15 protein-coding genes and 1 riboswitch are annotated in these 17935 nt (G+C 68.7%); of the genes, 2 read left to right on the top strand and 13 right to left on the bottom strand.

Annotated elements, in window-relative coordinates:
- Positions 1-12: 12 nt before the first annotated feature.
- The 12 genes from VA603_RS00725 to VA603_RS00670 form a co-directional block, all read right to left on the bottom strand.
- Entirely contained in the window at positions 13-693 is a 681-nt protein-coding gene (locus VA603_RS00725; RefSeq protein WP_132865532.1) for a type II secretion system protein, read from the bottom strand.
- A 14-nt stretch (positions 694-707) separates the two neighbouring features.
- Complete coding sequence (locus tag VA603_RS00720; protein WP_313252092.1) at positions 708-1964, bottom strand: type II secretion system F family protein; 1257 nt, start codon at positions 1962-1964, stop codon at positions 708-710.
- Positions 1961-3676: a GspE/PulE family protein gene (locus VA603_RS00715; protein ID WP_323437644.1), complete on the bottom strand. Its 1716-nt coding sequence runs from the start codon at positions 3674-3676 to the stop codon at positions 1961-1963. Before VA603_RS00715 ends, VA603_RS00720 begins: the two co-directional genes overlap by 4 nt.
- Entirely contained in the window at positions 3663-5072 is a 1410-nt protein-coding gene (locus tag VA603_RS00710; RefSeq protein ID WP_323437643.1) for an ExeA family protein, read from the bottom strand. The genes VA603_RS00715 and VA603_RS00710 overlap by 14 nt, the downstream gene beginning before the upstream one ends.
- On the bottom strand, positions 5069-5947 hold the full coding sequence (locus VA603_RS00705) for a tetratricopeptide repeat protein (RefSeq protein WP_323437642.1): 879 nt from the start codon (positions 5945-5947) through the stop codon (positions 5069-5071). The genes VA603_RS00710 and VA603_RS00705 overlap by 4 nt, the downstream gene beginning before the upstream one ends.
- Complete coding sequence (gene mshL / locus VA603_RS00700) at positions 5944-7632, bottom strand: pilus (MSHA type) biogenesis protein MshL (RefSeq protein ID WP_323437641.1); 1689 nt, start codon at positions 7630-7632, stop codon at positions 5944-5946. Before mshL ends, VA603_RS00705 begins: the two co-directional genes overlap by 4 nt.
- A gap of 73 nt (positions 7633-7705) precedes the next feature.
- Positions 7706-8488: a type II secretion system protein gene (locus VA603_RS00695; RefSeq protein WP_323437640.1), complete on the bottom strand. Its 783-nt coding sequence runs from the start codon at positions 8486-8488 to the stop codon at positions 7706-7708.
- 1 nt (position 8489) lies between these two features.
- On the bottom strand, positions 8490-9077 hold the full coding sequence (locus VA603_RS00690; protein ID WP_323437639.1) for a hypothetical protein: 588 nt from the start codon (positions 9075-9077) through the stop codon (positions 8490-8492).
- Positions 9074-9598: a hypothetical protein gene (locus VA603_RS00685; RefSeq protein ID WP_132865525.1), complete on the bottom strand. Its 525-nt coding sequence runs from the start codon at positions 9596-9598 to the stop codon at positions 9074-9076. The genes VA603_RS00690 and VA603_RS00685 overlap by 4 nt, the downstream gene beginning before the upstream one ends.
- Positions 9595-10974 (bottom strand): hypothetical protein, encoded by a 1380-nt coding sequence (locus VA603_RS00680; protein ID WP_323437638.1) that lies wholly within the window; start codon positions 10972-10974, stop codon positions 9595-9597. Before VA603_RS00680 ends, VA603_RS00685 begins: the two co-directional genes overlap by 4 nt.
- Positions 10971-11525 carry a hypothetical protein gene (locus VA603_RS00675; RefSeq protein ID WP_132865523.1) on the bottom strand — a complete coding sequence of 185 codons (555 nt, stop codon included), beginning with the start codon at positions 11523-11525 and terminating at the stop codon, positions 10971-10973. The genes VA603_RS00680 and VA603_RS00675 overlap by 4 nt, the downstream gene beginning before the upstream one ends.
- Positions 11526-11529: 4 nt before the next feature.
- Positions 11530-12324, bottom strand: a complete 795-nt coding sequence (locus VA603_RS00670) for a prepilin-type N-terminal cleavage/methylation domain-containing protein (protein WP_192287569.1) — start codon at positions 12322-12324, stop codon at positions 11530-11532.
- 152 nt (positions 12325-12476) lie between these two features.
- On the opposite strand from VA603_RS00670, the gene ggt reads away from it, so the two are divergent.
- Positions 12477-14183, top strand: a complete 1707-nt coding sequence (gene ggt, locus VA603_RS00665) for a gamma-glutamyltransferase (protein ID WP_323437637.1) — start codon at positions 12477-12479, stop codon at positions 14181-14183.
- A 207-nt stretch (positions 14184-14390) separates the two neighbouring features.
- On the opposite strand, the gene VA603_RS00660 is transcribed toward ggt, so the two are convergent.
- Positions 14391-15968 carry a BCCT family transporter gene (locus VA603_RS00660; RefSeq protein ID WP_132865520.1) on the bottom strand — a complete coding sequence of 526 codons (1578 nt, stop codon included), beginning with the start codon at positions 15966-15968 and terminating at the stop codon, positions 14391-14393.
- Positions 15969-16187: 219 nt separating this feature from the next.
- Positions 16188-16289: riboswitch (TPP riboswitch) on the top strand.
- A 116-nt stretch (positions 16290-16405) separates the two neighbouring features.
- On the opposite strand from VA603_RS00660, the gene thiC reads away from it, so the two are divergent.
- On the top strand, positions 16406-17935 hold a 1530-nt coding region (gene thiC / locus VA603_RS00655), incomplete at its 3' end, for a phosphomethylpyrimidine synthase ThiC (protein ID WP_323437636.1).

Below are 17935 nucleotides of genomic sequence, written 5' to 3'. Positions count from 1 at the left end.
GGCGATATCCGGTTACTGGCTCATCTTGATGTAGGCGATGACGGTGGCACTGGCGGCATCGGCACTGGTGTTGGCGTTGCTGGTCTCATCGCGCGACCAGGCGGCATCCTCGGTCGGCGCGGCGACCTTGCCGGTGCCCGGGCGCTTCTCGCGTACCCGGCCAACGCGCGCGTCGACCTTGCCGTCGATGCGCTGGTCCAGCTGCTGCGCCAGTTCGGGGGTGAGCCCATGCAGCACCAGTACATTGCGCGTACGGGCGGCGTAGCCACTGGCGCTGATCGGCTCGTGCCAGTCGGTGATGGCCTGCAGGCAGACCTGCAGGCGCTGCGGCAGGCCGTTGCGGTCCTGGTAGACGTAGGTTTCCTGGCGGCCTTCCATTGCTCCCTGGGGCAGGGTGACGCCTGCCTTGAGCATCTCGTCGACCAGCGCAGTGCCGCACAGCGCGGTGGCGGCGGTGCCACCGCCGATCATGCCGGTGAGCGCGTTGTCGCCGGGCACCCGGCCGCTCTGGCTGGCGTAGCGGTCGTAGGCCAGGATCCAGCCCTGCACGAACTCGCTGCTGATGCGCTCGGCCACGGCACCGCGGTAGACGTCGCGGCCGACGGTGACCGCGCCGAGGATCAACGCGATGATCACCAGCACCACCGACATCTCCATGAGGGTGAAGCCGCGGCTGTGGTTGATGGGTTTCATGGCGGTGCGGTTCCTTACAGCTGCGGCGAGGTGATCGCCTGCTGTACCAGGTCATAGACCGGCAGCAGCAGGGCGACGATCAGGAAGACGAACATGCCGCCGCCGAACAGCACGACGACCGGCTTGATGATTTCCGACAGGTTGGTGATCAGGCGCTGCAGGCGCAGGCTGTATTCCTCGGACAGGCGCGAGAACTGGCTGTCCAGCGTGCCGGTGTCCTCGCCGACGCTGATCATGCGCACCATCATCGAAGGGAAGCCACCGACCTGGCGCATCGCCGAGGACACCCGGTCGCCGCGCTCCAGGACCTGCCGGATCGCGATGATGCGGTCGCGGTAGTACTCGTCGCGCATGGCGCGCTCCATCACCTGCAGGCTGCTGACCATGTCCACGCCGGCGCGGATCAGCAGCGCCATGTACTCGGTGAAGAAGGCCAGGCCGGAGGAGAACATGATGGTCTTGGCGATCGGCAGCCGGTGCAGCGTGTAGTGGATGGCGCGGCGGAAGCGGCGGCTGTAGCGCCAGGTGACCCACAGCACGAACGCCAGCGCGGCCAGCCCGGCCAGGATCATCACGATGTGCCCGATCAGCCACTCCGAGCTGCGTATCACCCAGATGGTGAGCGGCGGCAGCTTGGCGTTCATCTGCTTGAAGAGGTCGGACAGGTTGGGAATGACGTAGTAGATCCAGAAGCCGCCGGCGGCGAAGATGGCCGAGAACACGAATGCCGGGTAGATCAGCGCCTGGCGGGTATCGGCGGTCATCCGCGAGATGCGCTCGACGTGGTCGGCGGCCTCCATCAGCATCCTGTCCATGGAGCCGGTCTCGTCGCCGATCATGACCAGGTTGCGGACGGTTTCCGGGAAGGCGTCGGGATAGCGGCCGAATGCATCGCTCAGCGAGGCGCCGGCATCCAGTTCGTCCAGCAGCCGGCGTGCCAGCCGGGCCGGATTGGACACGCGGCCGGTGCTGATCTCGTTGGCCACCGCACGCAGCGCCTCCATCACCGGGATGCCGCTGCTGGTCATCACCGCCAGGTCGCGCAGCATGCCGGCCAGTTCCACCGGCTTGATGCTGGGCTTGATCAGGTGGGTGAGCGAGCGCTGGGTCTCGGCCAGCCAGCCGGGGAAGCGATACAGCTTGAGCACCACCGCATCGAAGTTCTTCTCCAGCCACAGGCGCGCGGAGGCGTCGTGCTCGACGGCCAGCTGGGTCACGCCGGCGCGCACGCGGCCGTTGGAGAGCAGCAGCCGGTAGTAGTAGACGTTCATGGCGCCGGGCCCACGCCGACCACGCGCAGGACTTCCTCGCTGGTGGTCTGGCCGGCGATGACGCGCGCGCGCGCGACCTGCTCGATGCCCTTGAAGCCGGCGCCCATCGCCAGCCCGCGCAGGGTCTCGCGGCTGACGTCATCGGCGATGCCGTTGGCCAGCGGTTCGTCGACCACCATGATGTCGTAGACCGGCAGGCGCCCGTAGTAGCCGCTGCCGCGGCAGCGGTCGCAGCCGCCGCCACGCCGGCCGCTGCTGCCCACGGGCAGCTCCAGCCATTCGCATTCCTTGTCGGTGAACGGCACGTCCGTGGCACAGAACGGGCAGACCTGGCGGACCAGGCGCTGGTTCACCACGGCCAGCAGGTTGTCGGCGATGACCTGCGCTTCCAGGCCGAGCGGGCGCAGGCGGGGCACCACGCCGAACACGGTGGTGACGTGCAGGGTGGACAGCACCAGGTGGCCGGTGGCCGCCGCCTCCACGGCTGCCTGCGCGGTTTCGGCATCGCGCATTTCGCCGAGCAGGATCACGTCCGGGTCATGGCGCAGGAAGTGGCGCAGGGCCGAGCCGAACTCGTAGCCGGCGCGGCGGTTGACCTCGGTCTGGCCGGCACCGGGCACGCGGTACTCGATGGGGTCCTCGACGGTCAGCACATTGCGCTCGATCAGCGACTGCATACGCAGCGCGGCGTGCAGGGAGGAGCTCTTGCCCGAGCCGGTGGGGCCGGTGATCAGGATCAGCCCGGCCGGCTTGGCGAACAGGCGTTCGAGCAGGGCCACGTCCTCGGCGAAGAAACCCAGTTCCTCCAGCCCGGCCAGGTCGCTGTGCTCGGGCAGCAGGCGCATCACCATGCGCTCGCCGGATTCGGTGATCAGGGTGGACACGCGCACCGTCAGCGCCGAGTCCAGCACGGTGGCGCGGAAGCTGCCGTCCTGCGGGCGGCGCTGCTCGGAGATGTCCATTTCCGAAGCGAGCTTGATGTAGCCCAGCAGGCGGCTGAGCGAGTTGGGCATGGCCCACATCGGGCGCAGCACGCCATCGACGCGGAACAGCACGTGCAGGCTGTGCTCGGACGGGGAAATATGGATGTCGGTGGTGCGCTCGCGCACGGCCAGGTGCAGCAGGTAGTCCAGCAGCTTCTCCGGGCTGTAGGCATGGTCGTTGTCGGTGGCCAGGCGGCGGATCTCCTTCTCCAGCAGCGCCTCGATCGGGTTCTGCGCGAAGTAGTAGGTTTGCCGGATCAGCCGCGCGACCTTGCCGTACTCACCCTGCAGGAAGCGGCAGCGCAGGCCGCAGCGTTGCAGCACGAGCTGCGCCACCGCGGTGGGGTCGGCATCGCCGAGCAGTACCTCCAGTTGCTCGCCGTCGCGGCGCAGCGGCAGGAACTGCCGCATCTGGCACAGCTCGCGGTTGAACATGGCCAGGATCTGTGGCTCGGCCACCGGCAGGGTTTCAACCTGGGTGAACTCGATGCCGAGCATGCCGGCATGGGTGCGCACGATGTCCGATTCATTGGCCAGGCCGTGGCGGATCAGCAGGCGGCCGAAGCTGGTCTGCTCGACCAGGTTCTTCTGGCGGGCGTACAGCAACTGGATGGGGTCCAGCAGCCCCTGCTCGTTGAGCAGCACGCCGAGCTTGGCCTGTTCGAGGCTGACCAGTCCCTGCGTGGAGCTGGCGGAGGCGGAGGGGATGCGGGAATCAACCGTGGCCATTGCGGGAAGGATCCATGTCGTTCGGGGAGTCGGCGTGCGCGGCGGGAAGGGCCAGCAGGTGCAGGGTCAGTGCATCCGGGGTCCCGGTTGCCGGCAGGGCGTTGTGCTGCTGCATGCGGCGCAGCGCCCGCTGCGTCAGCGGGCCGAAGCGGCCATCGAGCTGGCCGTCGTAGTGCCCCTGCTGCTGCAGGCGGTACTGCAGCTGTTGCAGGCGGGTATTGGGTTGCTGTTGCAGCAGGTCGGCGTCGGGCACACGCGGCACGAAGGTGACCAGTGCGCCCTGCGCGGTGGCTTGCACGCACAGGTCGTCGTGCTGGCGCAGGTAGGGGGCCGCGCCGGAAGGCACCTGGACCTGGCGCCGTGCGCCGTCACCCAGGCGTGCAAGGCAGTGCTGCGGTGGGGGCGCGGTTGCGGCGCTGGCCGCTGCGGGAGATGCCGATGCCACCGTCGATGCCGGCTCGGCATGGGTGTCGCCCGGACGCAGTGACAGGACCAGCCCCCCCACGGCCAGCAGCCCGCCCAGCGACGCCGCCAGTGCCCACGGGTAGCGAAGCGCGCGCGCACGGCGCTGCACGCCGGCTTCGGCGGCGGCGGTGCGGATCAGCGCGGCATCGATCCGGCGTGGACCGGCGGCCTGGCCATACAGGCCATACAGGCAGCGGTCCATGATCTGGTGGATATGGCGTGGGTTGCCGTTGCTGGCGCGGTGCAGGGCGGTGATCGCCGCTTCATCGAGCGCGATGGCGCCGTCGGCGCCGGCGCTGTCCAGCCGGAACCGCACGTAGTCGCCGGTGCGGTCGCGGGCCAGGGCGCAGAGCTGGGCGTGTTTGCTGATGCGGCTGCTGAGCTGGCGGATCGCCGGTTGCGCCAGCACCTGCAGCAGTTCCGGTTGGCCGGCCAGCACGATCTGCAACAGCTTCTCCTGCCCCGACTCCAGGCAGGTGAGCAGGCGCAGCAGTTCCAGGCTTTCGATGTCCAGGTTCTGGGCATCGTCGATCAGCAGCACGCAGGTGGTCTGGCGCTGCCAGCGCTCGAGCAGGAAGCGGTTGAGGCGGTCGATGTTGTCGGCGGCATTGCCCTCGGCGGGCAGGCCGAAGTCACGCAGCACCGCCGCCAGCAGGTCATTGCCCTGCAGGTAGGTGTTGAATACCAGCGACACCACCATGTCCTCGCGTTCCAGCGTGGACATCAGGCGGCGCAGGAAAGTGGTCTTGCCGGTGCCGACCTCGCCGGTGAGCAGCACGAAGCCCGAGCGCGTGCGCAGGCAATGCGTGGCCTCGACCAGCTCGCGCTCCAGCGCGTCGGTCTGGAAGTACGCGGCGCTGTCGGGCGTGGGCGGGAACGGCGAGCGCTCCAGGCCCAGCTGCTGCAGGTGCTGGCGGGTGGCCGGGTTCATTGCGGCGTTCCGCGGATCTGGGCCAGCGCCTGGGCGATGACGCTGGAGTCGCCGTTCTCCGCGGCCAGGCGCAGCAGCCGGCCCTGCGCGACGTCGGTCTGGCCGCGTCCGGCTTCCAGCAGCGCGAGGTTGACCCCGGCCTGGGTGTCCTCCGGGACCCGTGACAGGATCTGCCGGTAGCGGTCCTCGGCGGTGACCAGGTCGCCGCGGTTGTGTGCAACCCAGGCTTCGTTGCGCAGCAGGGTCAGGCTGTCGGCGGGAAGCAGCTGGCGCAGCGCCTGCAGTTGCTGCTCGATGGCAGCGGCGTCGCCCTGCGCGACAGCGCGCTGCAGCGAGGCCAGTGCATCGGGAATCCGGGTGCTGGTGTCCGCCGCAGGGCCGGCGTCGCGGGCCGGCCGGCGGGTGCTGACGGTGATGTTCATCTGCTGCGACTGCACGTGCACCACCTCCTGCCCGGACGGCGTGGTGGCCAAGCGTGGGGCGGGCGTTGCCGGCGCGGGCACGTCGCTGCCGGCGACGGGCGCTGCCGACGTGCGGGTGGTGGCCCGCGGTGCCAGTGGCGGCAAAGGCGGGATGGGCGCGGCCGCGGCAACCGGTGCCGGCGCTGCGACCGCAACCGGTACCGTCACCGATGCTGTTGCCGGCGCTGCGGCAGGCGCGGCCAGCGGTGCCCGCGTCGCGGTGGCGGCCACCGGCGGCGCGGCATTGCCGGAGAGCGCATGCACCAGCGCATAGCCGAGCAGCACGCTGCCGGTCGCGCCCAGCCAGAGATAGCCGGTGCGCCGGCCGCCGCCGCGGGCCCGTGCTACCGGCGTGGCCGTGGCCTGGGGCGACGCCGTGCCGTTCTGGCGCAATGCGTCGTAGATCAGGCTCACAGCACTTTCACCCGCAGTACCAGCACCAGTTCGCGGGTGGTGTGGGTCTTGGCACGCGAGCCGAACATGCGGCCGAACACCGGCACGTCGGACAGGCCGGGGATGCCCTTGTCATCGAGCGAGGCGTTCTGGTCGATCAGGCCGCCGAGCATCACGGTGTCGCCGTCGCGCAGGTTCAAGGTGGTGGTGATGCCCTTGACGTTGACCTGCGGCAGCGTGACCGCGTTGCCGTTGGGGAACTCGCGCAGGGTCAGGCTGCTGGCATCGACCTCGGTCTGCATCGGGTGCACCAGCAGCTCGACGCTGCCGTTCTCGTGGATCATCGGTGCCACGCCGATCACCACGCCAGAGAACAGCGAGTCGGTCTGGATGTCGGTGGACTGGTTGTAGGAGCCGCCGCTGCCACCGGTGTTGGAGAAGTTGCTGGTGGACTTGGTGACGTAGCGGATGTTGGTGCCCACGCTCAGGTAGGCCGGGCTGCCGTTGCGCACGCGCACGCTGGGGTTGGACAGCACCTTGACGTTGCCGAAGCCGCGCAGCACGTTGACCGCCGCCGAGAACGTGTCGGTGGTGTAGCTCAGGCCCATCGCCCGGCCGAGGCTGGAGCCCAGGGTCTGGTTGGGGAAGGTGATGGTGCGCGGCTGCTGGCCCAGCCGGGTCAGGCCGTCGTAGGACAGCGGCGTGTTGGCATCGGGCAGGATGGTGGCGGCGGTGTCGCCGTAGATGCCGGCGACGCGGTCGCGCAGCAGGTTCCAGTCCACGCCGTAGTTGCTGCTGTCATTGAGCGAGACGTCCAGGATCTGCGCCTCGACCAGCACCTGCCGGCGCAGCTTCTGCTTGTTGTGTTCGATCAGCTGCTCGACGGCGCGCATCTGCGAGGGGCGGGCGCGCACGAACAGGGTGCCGCTGCCGGCATCCAGGTTGTAGCTGGCGACCGCCGGCGGCTTGGGCTGGTCCGGTGCGGTGGGGGTGGGCGCCTGCTTGCTCTTGTCCGCGTCCAGGATCACGTCCAGCGCGGCGGCCAGTTGCTTGTAGGGGTCGTTGTCCTTGCCGACGCTGCCGCTCATCGACAGCGAGCCCCGCAGGGACTGGCCCGCGCCGCCCTCGCCCTGCATGCCGGCACCGAACACGTCACCACCGCTGTTGAGCTCCAGCGAGGTCACCGAGTTGAGCATGTCCACGTTGAAGATGCGTTCCTTGGTCTGGCTGACCACCAGTGCACCGCCGCGCAGTTCGCCATGCAGGTCGAACGCATCGAGGATGTGGTTGAACACCTCGCGCGCGGAGACATTGCTCAGCTGCAGGCTGGAGCGCTGCTTCTGCTCCAGTACCCTGGGGTCCACGATCAGGTTCATCTTCAGCTCGCCGGCCAGCGCCCACAGCAGCTGCCCGACGTCGGCATCGAACATGCTGATGCTGACCACGCTGTGCTCCAGCGGGTCGTAGACCGGTGCCAGTGGCGTGGTGGTGGGCGTGCGGGTGCCCTTGTGCTCGAGGCTGGCCAGGCGCTTGTCCTGGGCCTGGAGGAACTTGGCCGACTCTTCGGCCAGCGCGGTGCTGGTGCGTTCCAGTGCCTTGTGCTCCACCGGTGGCAGGTCCTGCACGCTGCGCGGCGGCATGTTCGTGCATGCCGCCAGCATCAGCGAGCCGATGCCGCCGGCCAGCAGCCGGGGAAGATGGCGCAACTGCGGCTGGTGGGGGTTTCTGCGGTGGCAGCTAGTCATTTCCAAGGCCTCGGAGGTATGCGGGATCGGTTGCTTATCGTTCAAGGGAGGTCAGCCAGCCGAGCAGCGTGGTGCTCGACTCGGCCAGGACCTGGTCGTCGTAGCGGAAGCTCGATGGCCGTTCCGGCGGCGCCATGCACAGGGCGGTCCCGCGGGCGATGGCGTTGTTCATCGTGTCGAAGCCGGGCGCGTTGCCCGAGGACTGGTCCATGTCCATTCCCGGGGCGATCAGCGCGTAGGCAGGGTTGACGGTTTCGCCACCCCCATCGCAGGGAAGGTCCGGGCTCGACGGGGTTTCGGTCGGGTAGGCGGCGTTGGCGGCGGGCAGTTTGTAGAACGGCAACGCGGTGACGGGCGTGGCCTGCGCGGCCCGCGCAAGCGCGGCCAGCAGCCCGCCCGATCCGTCCTGGTCACTGAACTCGGCGCTGGCCGCGGACGGCCTGGCCAGATCCGCCGTGCTGCTGCGGTGGACCGCGTAGCGGATGCGCGCGTTGCGGTCGGGCAGGGCCAGGCCCAGGCTTTCGTATGGCAGCCAGCCAACCGTGAGTCCCGCGGCGCAGCCACTGGCCCCACCGTTCTCGCGCCCGGCGTCGCCCTGCGGGCTGCTGTCCGGACAGGGCAGGTGCTTGTTGCGGAGGGTGAAGGCGCGCAGCGCCAGGCGGGCCTGACCCAGTTGCGCGCGGCTGGCGGTATGGCTGCGGGACTGCTGGAACATCTCATACGTGCCCGTCGCCGCGCTGGTCAGCAGGGCAAGCACGCCCACCACGACCGTCAGCTCGAGCAGGTTGAATCCGCGTTGTCGGCGGAGGCTGCGCATGTCAGGGCGCGGCCTTCGCCGCGGCAGGCGTGTTGACGTCGTAGCGCAGCCCTTCGCGCAGCGCGATCAGTTCGGTGCTGATCTGGTTCATGCGCTGCTGGCGCGCCGGCGAATCGGGCTGCTGGCTGAGCGCGACCATTTCGCGGCCCAGCTGCTGCGCCTTCAACGCGATCTGGATGTTGGTGCGCGCCGCTTCGACGTTCATTCCCGGCGGCAGGCTGCCGGTGGCCTGCGCGGTGTTCAGCTGGCGCAGCATGGCGTGGGCCTGCGCCTCGTTCTGCGCCATCTGCCGCTCCATCTGCGCGATGGCGGTGCGCATCTGTGCGTCCGGGGACGTCGGCGGGGGCGGCACGCGCATCGCTGCGGTGGCGGGCGCCGCCGCCGTCGGCACGGCAGGGCCGGTTTCCCACGGCGCGGGCGTGGCATCGGCCGGGGGCGGCGTGGGCGCTGCCGGTGCCGCATCGACGACGGCGGCCGGCGCGGGCGCCGGCGGAGCCGCGGGCTCACCCTTGCGCAGTGCCAGCACGAGCGCGGCGCCGATCAGGATGGCCGCACCAGCGCCGACAACGATCTTGAGGGAGGCGTTCACAGGCTGCCCTCGCTGGCGTCCGGCGCCTGGCCGATGTGGCGCACGCGCAGCGTGCTCACGTTGCCGGCGGCATCACGCACGCGCGCCCAGTTGTTGCCGATGGCGAGCACGCGGGTGCCGTCCTCCAGGCGCGAGCCCTGGCGGACCGGCGTGCCATTGATGACGGCAGTGGAGCGTCCGCCCGCGGTGACCACCAGTGACAGGGACGCCGGCGCGACCGGCAGCACCGCGGCGGCAGCGGCGGCGCCTGCGCCGCCGGGCAGGCTGCCGGGCGCGGCCTGTTCGGGAACGGCGATCAGCCCGGCGCTTTCGAAGCGCGGTTGCGGTCGCAGCGTGCTGGCCATGTCCAGCACCTGCCGGTTGCGCTGGATCGAGGCGCGCAGCCGTGCGGTTTCCGGGCTTTCCTCGGCGTTGTTGCCCATGAACAACACCGCCGGTTTGGCCACGACCATCGATGCCAACCAGCCGGAGACCCCCAGCCAGCAGCACAGGGCCGTCATTGCGATGTATTTCTTCTTCACGTGGTGGGCTCCGTGGCGGTGTCGGTGCCGGCCGGGGTGGGGCGCTTGAGCAGGTAGGAGAAGACGCCGCCACCGGCGCGCGTGGCACCGCCGGACTGCGGATCCAGCGGCTCGGGATCGAAGCCCTCGCGGCGCAACCGCTCGACGAAGGTGGCGATCTGCATGCCTGGCGTGCCGCGGTCGGCGTCGACCATGCCGTCCACGCGCAGGGTGCGCGGCGCGGCGGTGGCCTGCCCCGGTGCGGGTTGTTCCACGCGCACGCGCAGGACGCGTACCTCGTCCTGCGCGGCCAGGCGTATCGACTCCAGCCCGGTGACCGGATCCAACCCGTCGGTGAGGGTCTTGGCCTTGTTGACGAACTGCATGGCGGCGTCGAACCCCGGCGGCATGGCGGCCTTGCCGGACAGCTGGCGGGCCTGCTCCTCGAGCGAGGTGATTTCCTGGCTGATCGTTTCGCTGCGCTCGTTGGCGTCGTGCGCGGCAAGCATCCAGCGGGTGCCAAGCGTGCCGAGCGCGATGGCGATCAGCAGCGAGGCCGCCGACGCCAGCGGCAGCGCCCATTCGGCCAGGTAGGCCGCACGGCTGGCGGTGGGGTTGACCGCATCGCGCGGCGACGCCTGTGCGGCCATCCACGCGATGCCACTGGACCACGCCTGGCCCTCCGCATCGTGGTAGACCTGCATCGGCACCTGCTTGACCTGGCAGCCGGTGTTGACCGCGAAGATCTCGGCCAGCTGCTGGTTGGCCGGGGCCTGGCCCGGTTCGGTCGCCGGCACGAACAACGAGCACCAGCGGAACTGCAGCGGTTCGCTTTCCTCGTCGTTGCGCGACAGGTCGTCGGCCACCTGCTGGGCCAGCGCGCCGGCGGTCATCGACAGGTCCGAGGCGTCCTCGCTGTAGGCCATCGAGGCGCGGTGGATGATGTCGTGCTTGCGCAGCGCCAGCACGCTCATCTGCCGTCCGCTGTGCACGACCAGGCCATCGCCGGCCTTGAGCGTGCGCCACATCAGCGAGGTGAGCGGCACCACCAGGCAATGGTCCGGCTGCGCCTCGGCCCAGGCATAGGTCTGCTGCCAGGTATCCAGCGGCACCGCCGTGAACAGGGTCTGGTAGCCCGCCCCCATCGAGCGGTTCTTGTGGATCAGGATCTTGCCTTCGCCGTCGATCAGGCCATCGGCGCGCAGGCGCTTCTCGATCAGCGCGACGGCGTGCGCCGAACTGCCTTCCAGCGACATCACGCCGCTGTTGCCGCCTTCGAATTCGGCGAACAGCCAGGCCGGCCCTTCCAGGCGCGGACGGGTGTCGCTGACGGTCACGCGGTCCTGGTCGAAGGTCAGCCAGCGCCCGGGCAACTGGACGATGTTCTGCATGCTCATGGCTGCGCGCCTCCCGGCGTGCTCTGGGGCGGCAGCGGGCCACCGGCGGTGCGGAACAGCAGGCTGCCGCGCAGGGTCAGCGACAACGGCGCCGGCGGGCGGTCGGACACCGTGGTGGGCAGGTGGAACAGTCCTTCGGTCGGGTCGGTCACCGACAGCTCGAACACGTCCGCACCGAAGATGCGATCGGGGCTGGGAGCAATGCCGCCCAGCAGGGCGTCGGCATCCATGCGCGAGAGCTGGGTCTGGTTGAGGTTGATCAGGCGCTCGCCCCAGCCGGTGGGCTCCATCCCCAACCCTTCCAGTTGCTCCAGCAGCTGGCGGGCGGAGCCGGCGTTGTCGACCTTCAGTTGCGCCTCCTGCTGGGCCATCCGCGCCTGCGACAGCAGCTCGTTGCGGGTGCTGAGCTGGTCGTAGGCACGGGCCAGGCTGCTGCGTGCGGAGATGAACCACACGGCCGTGGCCACGAGTGCCAGCAACGTCACCGCGAAGATCATCAGGGAGAGACGTCGGGACCGGCGCAGCCGGCCCAGCAGGGAGGCGATGTCCATGGATTTACTGGTTCATCTTGTAATGGGCGACCAGCGTGATGACCTGGTCGGTGTCATCACCGCCACCGGCGACGTTGGAGTTGGCCGCGCCGGCCGAGCCGGCCTTGTTGGTGTTGTTGCCCTTCCACTCCATGCTCTCGGCGTCGGCGTTGCTGCCCACGCTGCGCTTGTTCAGGCCCACCTGGCGGAACGCGCCGGATTGCGGGTCGGGCTTGCCGTCGATCATCTGGTCCAGCGAGCGGGCCAGGTCCGGGGTCAGGCCGGAGATGACCATCACGTTGCCGGCGCCGGAGGCGGTCTCGGCCGGGTTCCACTGGAAGCAGACCTGGATTTCCTGCGGGTTGCCGTTGGTGTCCAGGTAGACGTAGCGGTCCTCGAAGCCCTCGCCGCGGCCCGGCGGCAGGCTGATGCCGGCGCCACGCATGAAGTCGCGCAGCTTGTCGCCGTCCTGCGAGGCGGCGGTCACCGGCTGGTCGCTCTTGGTCGAGGCCGAGCCATTGCAGATCGCGCCCTTGCTGGCGGTGTTGTTGGCCATGTCGATGTCGTACTCCTTGCCGGCGACCATCAGGCGCGGCGCGGCCTGGTTGTCACCCACCGGAGCACCGAAGCGCTGGTGGTAGCTGTTGTAGGCCACCACCCATTGGTCGACGAACTTCTGCTTGATGCGCGTGTATTCGGCGTTGCGCTGCACGTCGCGGCCGATCATGACCGCGCCGATGATCACGCCGATGATGACCAGGACCACGGCCATCTCGACCAGAGTGAAGCCGCCCTGATGGCGCTTGGATCGCATTTGCATTGGAAGAGCCCCTTTTGGAAGAACCGGATGCCGCCGTGGCCATGCAGGGCGACGGGTTTGTTTCGGAGGAGCTAGATACGGTGCGGGCGTAAGACGTGCGTAAGACAGCGCGGTGGGCTACTTTCGCCGGACCATCCCACCGGAGCCCGCCGATGCTGCGTCCCATCCTGTTCCTGGCGGTCTCATCCGTCTCGTTGTGCGCGGCGTCCGCCGCCGACCGTGTCACCGGTCACGCATTCGCCACGCGCTCGGAAGTCATCGCGCCGCATGCCATGGCAGCCACCTCGCAACCGCTGGCCACCCAGATCGCGCTGGACGTGATGAAGGGCGGCGGTTCGGCGGTGGACGCGGCCATCGCCGCCAATGCCGCGCTGGGCTTGATGGAGCCCACCGGCAACGGCGTGGGTGGCGACCTGTTCGCCATCGTCTGGGATCCGAAGACGCAGCGCCTGTACGGCTACAACGGTTCCGGGCGCTCGCCGCGTTCGCTGACGCTGGCCGAGTTCCAGCGCCGCGGGTTGAAGGAAGTCCCCGCCACCGGGCCGCTGCCGGTATCGGTGCCCGGTGCGGTCGATGGCTGGTTCGCGCTCCACGAGCGCTTTGGCCGCAAGCCGATGGCCGACAACCTGGCCCCGGCCATCCGCTACGCGCGCGACGGCCATCCGGTGGCCGAGGTGATCGCCTACTACTGGGACCGCTCGGTACCACGGCTGTCGCAGTACCCCGGTTTCACCGAGCAGTTCACGGTCAATGGCCACGCCCCGCGCAAGGGCGAGATGTGGCGCAACCCCAATCTCGCCCACACCCTGCAGCAGATCGCCGACGGTGGCCGCGATGCGTTCTACAAGGGCGACATCGCCCGCACCATCGGCGACTACTTCAAGGCCAATGGCGGCTTCCTCAGCTACGAGGACATGGCTGCACACCATGGCGAATGGGTCGAGCCGGTGAGCAGCAACTACCGGGGTTACGACGTGTGGGAGCTGCCGCCCAACAGCCAGGGCATCGCCGCGCTGCAGATCCTCAACATCCTGGAAGGCTACGACTTCTCGAAGATCCCGTTCGGATCACCCGAGCATATCCACCTGTTCGTCGAGGCCAAGAAACTGGCTTTCGCCGACCGTGCGCGCTTCTACGCCGATCCGGCGTTCGCGCCGGCACCGGTGGCACGCCTGGTGTCCAAGGACTATGCGGCGCAGCGGCGTGCGCTGATCTCGATGGACAAGGCGCTGAAGGAAGCCCAGCCGGGCACGCCGAAGCAACTGGAGCAGGGCGACACCATCTACATGACCGTGGCCGATGCCGACGGCATGATGGTGTCGTTGATCCAGTCCAACTACCGCGGCATGGGCAGCGGCATGGCCCCGCCGGGGCTGGGTTTCATCCTGCAGGATCGCGGCGAGATGTTCGTGCTGCAGAAGGACCATCCCAACGGCTACGCGCCGGGCAAGCGGCCGTTCCAGACCATCATCCCGGCGTTCATCACCAAGGACGGCAAGCCGTTTGCCAGCTTCGGCGTGATGGGCGGGGCGATGCAGCCGCAGGGGCACGCCCAGATCGTGATGAACCTGGTGGACTTCGGCATGAACCTGCAGGAAGCCGGTGATGCGCCGCGCATCCAGCACGAAGGCTCCACCGAACCGACCGGGCAGGGCACGGCGATGAGCGACGGTGGGGAAGTGAACCTGGAGACCGGCTTCAGTTGGGAAACCGTGCGCAGCCTGATGCGCAGGGGACACCGGGTGACGTTCGCCGATGGTCCGTATGGCGGCTACCAGGCGATCATGCGGGACCCCGAAACCGGCGTGTACTACGGCGCTTCCGAGAGCCGCAAGGACGGGCAGGCGGCCGGGTACTGAGCTGGGCTGTTCGGGGAAGCAGAAGCACCCCTCCCCGCCCCTGCCCTTCGCCTGCGGCGAAAGGGAGGGGGAGGAGCTTAAGAGCCAAGAGCTGAAAGCTCCCTGTGTCGCCTGCGCTCCGCTTCTGCTCCTGCTTCGCCCCCTCCCTTTCGCCACAGGCGAAGGGGAGGGCCAGGGGAGGGGTAAGTAAGGAAGCGAGCCCGGGCCTCAATCCCCGCCCACGTTCCGAGCGGCTTCCTCGCGTGCATCCTCCTGCGCGGCCTGCTCGCGTTCGATCCAGGCCTCGATCAGGTGCCGTCCGCGCTGCGCCAGCCGCCGCTGGCGGTTGGCCTCGGCGTCCAGCACGCGGTACAGCGACACCATCACCAGCACCATCAGCAGCGCGAACGGCAGCGCGGCGATGGTGATCATGCCCTGCAGCGCTTCCAGCCCGCCGGCCAGCAGCAGCACCGCGGCGATCAGCGCCACCGCCACGCCCCACACCAGCTTGCGCGACAGCGGCGGGTCGCCGGCCTCGTCGGTGGACATGCTGGCCAACACCAGCACCGCAGAGTCGGCCGAGGTGACGAAGAAGATCATCAGCAGCACCAGTGCCAGGCACGACAGCAGCAGCGAGCCGGGCAGGCTGTCGAACAGGGTGAACAGCACCGTCTCGTAGCCGTTGCCCAGCGCCTGCACCAGGTCGGCGTGGCCGAACAGCTGCGACCACAGCGCGGTGCCACCGAACACCGAGAACCACAGGAAGCCGAGCACGGTCGGTGCCAGTACCACCCCGACCACGAACTCGCGCACGCTGCGACCACGTGACACCCGCGCGATGAAGGCGCCGACGAACGGCGCCCAGGCAATCCACCAGGCCCAGTAGAAGATGGTCCAGTCGGCCACCCAGGTGCTGCCGGAGAATGGCGACATGCGCAGGCTCATCGTCACCAGCTGGTTGAGGTAGGAGCCCAGCGTGGTGGTGAAGGTGTCGAAGATGAAGCCGGTGGGGCCCAGCACCAGCACCGCGGCCAACAGCAGCGCGGCCAGAGCCAGGTTGAAGTTGGACAGCCACTTGATGCCGCGCTCCACGCCGCTGGTGGTGGAGATCATGTACAGCACGAAGGCGACCGCGATCACCGTCATCTGCAGCGGGACATCGGCGGTGATGCCGAACACGCGCTGCAGGCCGGCCGAGATCTGGATGGTGCCGAAGCCCAGCGTGGTGGCGACGCCGATCGCGGTGGCCACCACCGCGGCGATGTTCACCAGCTTGCCGAACGCGCCGCGGTGATGGCGGCCGATCACCGGTTGCAGCATGTCGCTGATCAGCCCCCGGCCATTGCGGTTGTACTGGAACCAGGCCATCGCCAGCCCGATCAGCGCGTAGATCGCCCACGGGTGCAGGCCCCAGTGGAAGAACGCGTAGCGCATCGAGGCACGCGCCGCGTCCATGCCTTGTGGCGGCAGCCCTTCCGGCGGGGTGACGAAGTGCGAGATCGGCTCGGCCGCGCCCCAGAACACCAGGCCGATGCCCATGCCGGCGGCGAACAGCATCGACAGCCAGCTGGCGCGCGAGAAGTCCGGCTCGGCGTCCTCGCCGCCGATGCGCAGGTTGCCGAAGCGGCCGAACGCCAGGTACAGCAGGAAGGTCAGGGTGAGGAACACGATCAACAGGTACATCCAGCCCGCGCCGCGCACGACGTGCGTCAGCGTGGCCTGGACCACGTCGTTGAAGGGGCCGGGCGCAATGCCGGCCAGGAGCACCAGTACGGCGACCAGTGCGATGGAAACACGAAACACCATGAAGGAGCGTCTCCGATCAAGAGCGATTGAGGGGAGCGAGCCGGGGCTTGCAGCGAGGGCCGGCGCCAGGGCCGGGCAGGGAAAGGTGGACGAGCACCGTGGCGCGGCCAGCAGGGCATCGCACCGGGGCGGGATCTTACTGAACGGCACGTCACGATTCCGTTAGCAGGCGATGACGCGGCGCACCGGGCCAGGTGGCACCGCTTTGTGGTCTAATGCCGCCCGAAGCGGGGGTACCGCGGCCATCGGGCCACGGTTGAGACATACCCTTCGAACCTGATCCGGCTCATACCGGCGTAGGGAAGCTTCGTGTGCCACGGCATGCGTTCCGTTCACAGGGGACAACCGCCATCGGCGTGCGCCTTCGCTTCGTTCCGTCATGCGAATCCCTCGCATGGCCCGCACCTCCCGGTGCGGCTCGACCAGGACGAATGCCGATGAACGCCCAGCCCAGCCTGCAGCAGCAGGCCCAGCAACTCTCCGAATCCGTGACCCAGCCGATCCCCGGCTCGCGCAAGATCTTCGTGCCCGGTTCGCGGACCGACCTGCAGGTGCCGATGCGCGAGATCGCACAGACGCGCACGCCCACGTTGTTCGGCGGCGAGGAGAACCCCCCGATCACGGTGTACGACACCTCCGGCCCGTACACCGATCCGCAGGCGCGCATCGACCTGGCCGCCGGGCTGGCGCCACTGCGCGCACGCTGGATCCAGGAGCGTGGCGATACCGGGCAGCTGCCGGGCCTGAGCTCGACGTTCGGGCGTTCGCGCGAAGGCGATGCCATGCTCGATGCCGTGCGTTTCCCGGCACGCGTGCTGCCGCGTCGTGCCATTGGCGGTGCCAACGTCACCCAGATGCACTACGCGCGCCGCGGCATCATCACCCCGGAGATGGAGTTCGTCGCCATCCGCGAGAACCAGCGGTTGGAGGCGGTGCGTGATGCCGGCCTGCTCGCGCAGCACCCGGGGCAGAGCTTCGGCGCCGCCATCCAGAAGGTCATCACCCCGGAATTCGTGCGTGACGAGATCGCGCGTGGGCGCGCCGTGCTGCCCAACAACATCAACCACCCGGAAAGCGAGCCGATGATCATCGGCCGCAACTTCCTGACCAAGATCAACGCCAACATCGGCAACAGCGCGGTGTCCTCGGGCATCGCCGAGGAGGTGGAAAAGCTGGTGTGGGCGATCCGCTGGGGGGGCGACACGGTGATGGACCTGTCCACCGGCAAGCACATCCATGAAACCCGCGAGTGGATCATCCGCAACTCGCCGGTGCCGATCGGTACCGTGCCGATCTACCAGGCATTGGAAAAGGTGGATGGCCGCGCCGAAGAACTCAACTGGGAGATCTTCCGCGACACCCTGATCGAGCAGGCCGAGCAGGGCGTGGATTACTTCACCATCCATGCCGGCGTGTTGTTGCGGCACGTGCCGCTGACCGCCAGGCGCGTCACCGGCATCGTCTCGCGCGGTGGTTCGATCATGGCCAAGTGGTGCCTGGCGCATCACAAGGAGAACTTCCTCTACACGCACTTCGAGGACATCTGCGAGATCATGAAGGCCTATGACGTGTCCTTCAGCCTCGGTGATGGCCTGCGCCCGGGCTGCATCGCCGATGCCAACGACGCGGCGCAGTTCGGCGAGCTGGAAGCGTTGGGCGAATTGACCAGAATCGCCTGGAAGCATGACGTGCAGACCATCATCGAAGGTCCGGGCCACGTACCGATGCACCTGATCAAGCAGAACATGGACAAGCAGCTGCACGAGTGCGGCGAAGCGCCGTTCTACACGCTCGGCCCGCTGACCACCGACATCGCGCCGGGCTACGACCACATCACCAGCGCCATCGGCGCGGCGATGATCGGTTGGTACGGCACGGCGATGCTGTGCTACGTGACGCCCAAGGAACACCTGGGCCTGCCCAACCGCCAGGACGTGCGCGACGGCATCATGGCCTACAAGATCGCC

The sequence above is a fragment of the Stenotrophomonas capsici genome (genome assembly GCF_034961085.1).
GTDB classification, from domain to species: domain Bacteria; phylum Pseudomonadota; class Gammaproteobacteria; order Xanthomonadales; family Xanthomonadaceae; genus Stenotrophomonas; species Stenotrophomonas capsici.
The sequence above is the reverse complement of the archived record's forward strand: the minus strand, read 5'-3'. Positions and strand labels throughout refer to the sequence as shown.

Bases quoted from the DNA above. Each gene is read 5' to 3' on its own strand.
- VA603_RS00695 (WP_323437640.1), bottom strand. From the start codon at position 8,488: ATGCGCAGCCTCCGCCGACAACGCGGATTCAACCTGCTCGAGCTGACG.
- VA603_RS00710 (WP_323437643.1), bottom strand. From the start codon at position 5,072: ATGAACCCGGCCACCCGCCAGCACCTGCAGCAGCTGGGCCTGGAGCGC.
- VA603_RS00660 (WP_132865520.1), bottom strand. From the start codon at position 15,968: ATGGTGTTTCGTGTTTCCATCGCACTGGTCGCCGTACTGGTGCTCCTG.
- VA603_RS00680 (WP_323437638.1), bottom strand. From the start codon at position 10,974: ATGAGCATGCAGAACATCGTCCAGTTGCCCGGGCGCTGGCTGACCTTC.
- VA603_RS00725 (WP_132865532.1), bottom strand. From the start codon at position 693: ATGAAACCCATCAACCACAGCCGCGGCTTCACCCTCATGGAGATGTCG.
- VA603_RS00670 (WP_192287569.1), bottom strand. From the start codon at position 12,324: ATGCAAATGCGATCCAAGCGCCATCAGGGCGGCTTCACTCTGGTCGAG.
- VA603_RS00720 (WP_313252092.1), bottom strand. From the start codon at position 1,964: ATGAACGTCTACTACTACCGGCTGCTGCTCTCCAACGGCCGCGTGCGC.
- VA603_RS00675 (WP_132865523.1), bottom strand. From the start codon at position 11,525: ATGGACATCGCCTCCCTGCTGGGCCGGCTGCGCCGGTCCCGACGTCTC.
- ggt (WP_323437637.1), top strand. From the start codon at position 12,477: ATGCTGCGTCCCATCCTGTTCCTGGCGGTCTCATCCGTCTCGTTGTGC.
- VA603_RS00715 (WP_323437644.1), bottom strand. From the start codon at position 3,676: ATGGCCACGGTTGATTCCCGCATCCCCTCCGCCTCCGCCAGCTCCACG.